This window comes from Aquimarina agarivorans, from assembly GCF_000218485.1.
GTDB lineage: Bacteria > Bacteroidota > Bacteroidia > Flavobacteriales > Flavobacteriaceae > Aquimarina > Aquimarina agarivorans.
On record NZ_AFPB01000001.1, the window covers coordinates 1 to 4,103 of the forward strand.

At 32.4% G+C, this 4,103-nt stretch carries 5 protein-coding genes; 1 reads left to right on the forward strand and 4 read right to left on the reverse strand.

Annotated elements, in window-relative coordinates:
• Nucleotides 1–557, reverse strand: a 557-nt coding sequence (locus GMC_RS18395) for a CHC2 zinc finger domain-containing protein (RefSeq protein WP_010520204.1), incomplete at its 3' end; no start/stop codon positions are given.
• Between the two features lie 154 nt (nt 558–711).
• Here GMC_RS18395 and GMC_RS0100010 point away from each other — a divergent pair.
• Complete coding sequence (locus GMC_RS0100010; protein WP_010520205.1) at nt 712–1,077, forward strand: helix-turn-helix domain-containing protein; 366 nt, start codon at nt 712–714, stop codon at nt 1,075–1,077.
• 2 nt (nt 1,078–1,079) lie between these two features.
• Here GMC_RS0100010 and GMC_RS0100015 read toward each other — a convergent pair whose 3' ends face one another.
• From GMC_RS0100015 to GMC_RS20335, 3 genes are all read right to left on the reverse strand, one after another.
• Nucleotides 1,080–1,958 (reverse strand): hypothetical protein, encoded by an 879-nt coding sequence (locus GMC_RS0100015; protein WP_010520206.1) that lies wholly within the window; start codon nt 1,956–1,958, stop codon nt 1,080–1,082.
• 8 nt (nt 1,959–1,966) lie between these two features.
• Entirely contained in the window at nt 1,967–2,815 is an 849-nt protein-coding gene (locus GMC_RS0100020) for a hypothetical protein (RefSeq protein ID WP_010520207.1), read from the reverse strand.
• A 2-nt stretch (nt 2,816–2,817) separates the two neighbouring features.
• Nucleotides 2,818–4,103 (reverse strand): hypothetical protein (locus GMC_RS20335; RefSeq protein WP_010520208.1); only part of this gene is annotated, 1,286 nt, incomplete at its 5' end.

Below are 4,103 nucleotides of genomic sequence, written 5' to 3' on the forward strand. Positions count from 1 at the left end.
AAACCTTTACGATCGGTTAGGTAATAATGACAGCCTTTTACGGTGCTGGAAAAACTTCTTCCGTATAAACTGACGATTTCGTTTTCAGTATTTTTTAATGGGAACACGACACAGTTTTTCAAATGAGGTAACAAATAGGCGACTTGGTTTCCTCCGTTTCGATGGTTACTGCCCACTTCGACTAGTTCTTCTAAGCCTCTACTTTCTAAATAGTGCAATGCTTTCTTACTTCTTTTGAGTTGTGCTTTTAATAAATGGAAGATTTCAGAAGTGCTTTGTGTGGTTTTTACCCCTAGTAATTCTTTACATTTTAAAATGGCTTGATGTTTACTGCAGCTTTCTTTCAGCATCACAAAATCAATCACATCGATCACTTTATTGCCATGATCGCACTTGCCACTAAAACAAAATACCATATTAGTATCTGTATACACGCGCATGCTTGGCGTTTTATCCGCATGAAAAGGACAATGCACATGGTTGTTTTTGATTTCTAATCCGTAATGCTGCAGTACCATTTGGGTAGATAGTTTGTTTTTGATTTCGTGGATGTTCATTGATTTTGTTGTCTTTAAAACATTTGTGTTTATTTGATACGCTCCAAAAGTATTTAAAAAGTATCTATTCGACAACATTAAATGTGCTTAATTAATTCAAAATATGATTATATGTGACTTTTTGATAAATTTACATATCTGGAATTATTAGTTTATGGAGCATATTGGTTTTATTATCAAAGAATTGAGAACAAAGAATAACATGACACAACAGCAAATAGCTGATCTTGTGCATATGCATCGTTCTAATTATTCTAGAGTAGAAAAAGGTGAGCGAGACTTGTCTATAGAGTCGATAAAAAAAGTAGCTGATTATTTCACCTTGACTATTGACGAATTAGTTTCTTATGAAGGTGGTACTCCTAAAGAAGTGGTTATTGAAGATAAAGGAGTCTTAGAACAGGTAAAACTTATAGCACAACTAGATGAAGATGAAAAAAATGTAGTCTTTAAAATGATTGATGCTTTTCTTACTAAAAAGAAGTTTAAAGAATTCTTTAAAGAAAATATGGCTTCATAAGCTTAACGATCGTACTTAATATCCAATTCTAATTTGCGAATACGTGAACGAATAGCACCGCCATTACGCTCAAAGATGACGGATAACTCTTTTACTGATTTACCTTCACAATACAGTACTTCTAATTTCTCATCATCTTTGGCTTCCCATTTGGCATAAGCTCTTTTATGTACGAGACGTTTTTCCTCTAGTGTATAGGATTTGTCTTTTACACCTATGTGAGATTTGTAAATTTTATCGATATAAGAAAAGCCTTCGTGTGTGAAACTTAATGGGATTTCATAACATTGTTTGTCTATTCCTTTACGGTAATAGGTTGATACACTACTAGCTTTTAGATCGTCAATAGAAAAAAAATATACTTGATTTTCTACTGGTTTATTGCCTGCATTTTGATAGACCGCTATAATAATTGGAGTGTTGGTAAAAGACTGCATATTTAAATGCTTCTCTACATCTTCGCAGGTAAAATCGAAATAGTATTGCCCATCTTTTCTTTTGTAAAAACCACGGCACTTCACATCGACTTCGATATTAGCATAATTACGGATTAGAAAATCTCCGCGCTTAATAGTTTTTTCAGCGTTTCGGGTATAAAGCTTAAAGCTTTTTTGGTCTTGGTTCAGTTCTTCTAGTATTAAGCCGCTAGACATGGCTTGTTCTTTAAAAACTTCTTGTGCTTGAATCCCTGCACGATACCAACCCTCTGAAAACTGTTTGTACTTTGCAGATTCTGATACTTTGAAGGGCTTCCAATGCGACTCGCCTTGGTAAATGATAGAATCTTTGGTAATAAAATCGATATAACTCAACTCCACATAATCCTCTACATAATCATGTTGTAAAACGCCGTTGCTTATGTTGATTACGTGGTAGCCCATTGTATAGTCTATTTTACCTTTTCAAACTCGATAGCGCCTTCAGGCAAATAAGGTAACTTACCTTCAAAATAATATTTACCATCTAATGACTTATAAAACTTTAAAAAATCATAAGACCTCGTATCATCATAATTTGATCCTGAAATATTCTTATGATGATACAAACCTAAAGTATCACCTACTTGAATAGCCTTTAATTGATCAATAAAATGATAACCTTCCAATTGGAATATATTATTTCTTGTGTCCAAAATAAACTCTTCTCCCGCCTCTTCAGATTCATAATAATAAAGACCTTTCCATTCATTAGGCACCTCTAAAACAGCATTATCAACTTTATATAAATCTAAATAATAGGATTTTTTTTCTTCAGCTACTTTATCCCAATCTTCACAAACAATATCATAAGGTTTAGCTTCGTATTCGTTATAATTATATATCCATTTTACTAATTGTTTGTCTTTATCAATAACCTTTACTTTAAACACAACATCACGATTTGATTTACTGATAATTTTTATACCTAGGGTTTTTGAATCAATTAGACTAATTACATCTACTTTATATTTTGAAGGTTCAATTGTGTTATATTCATCAATAAATCCATCTTCAATAGTAATGTGTTGACCATGCGGATCACACGGAATTCTATTTTTTATATCAACCCATTTTTTCCCTAGAATAAACCTCTTAAAGTCTTCTACACTAGTGAAATACTTTTTATTTTCAGCTATTTTACTAAACTGTTTATTAGAAGTAAGAACACTAGTTTGTTGTTTTTTATTATCCGTTTGTTTTGTTTTAGAGCAAGCGCTTAAAAGCAACAATGTTAAACAAACTATTTGTAGTAGCTTCATCTTTAATTGTTTTTACGAACTTGGGTAACTGTATAGCTTTTTCCTTTATTATGTGCAGGAATTCCTTTTAAAGAATGATCATTTTTATCTAAAAATAATTTATTTGTGTGACTTTGACCATGATGAGCCCAACTAGTTCCTACTTCATAAAACCTATAGAATATTTTATCTTCCTCACAACCTCTTCCAACTATTACAACATAATGATCTGTAGTTCCTGGATCATCATAATCAGAATCCGCATTAATTATTTTACCATTATGTCTATAATTAACAGTATGATCTAAACCAACTAATACAGGGTTTCCTTTTTCTAGTTCAGAATTAATATAACTAACCCCATCTTTTGCTTTAGCCGTTAATGTTAATTTAGTGTGATCTTCATCTTCCAAAGCGGTTACAATCATTCCTGTTTTATAACCCGACATTTTACCCAGTCCTGCACTGATCAATAATTTTTGAGATGTTCTCCAACATCCATCCGTTTTCATAACTCCACTCTTACGCTCACTTTTATTAAACTGCGACATCCAAGCAACTTTATCGGTAAGATCAATGCATTTTTGATCACAGGAACAATTTTCATGACAAGTACAATCACTAACAGTATTCCTAAAAGATTCTCCTTTCTTATAAACTTCTTCTATCTTCTTTCGAATCTCCCAAACATAAGTTTTACCTCCAGCTTTACCTTTCTGCTCATATACAACCCCCTTACTATTCTTCTTATATTCTCCTTCTTCACTATGAAAAGTTGCATTACTCCAATAACTAGTCTTTTTTCGACCAACCGCTTCATCATCAAAAACAATAAAATTATCATTTCCTCCTTGCCCTACAGCTTTAGGCCATAATACGGCTAAATAAAAATCAGTAAGCGTATTTAATTTCCCTCTATGTTCAGCTAAATAATATTCTACATAACACAACTGTTCTTCAGCAGTCATATTCTTTAAATGCGATTTTTTTATTTTAGCTCTATGTATAAAATAATTTTTATTCAAGTCTTTAATCGCACTATTACCAAACTGAATTAAACCAACATAGCCATTACCATCTGCGTCAGGGTCTTTTTTATTATCAACATTAGGGCTAAACAAATGTTTCTCAGTCGTTTCTAGCGCCATAATCGTCATTAAATGGTTAGGGTCACATTCTAGTCGTTTAGAGATTTGTACTACACGTTTTCTAAATTCACAACTTACCTTTTTACCCCATACTAATTCAGGACAATCTGTATTCGAATTGCCCTGCGGGAACATCAATTTCAATTGATTGATAAAAGCAA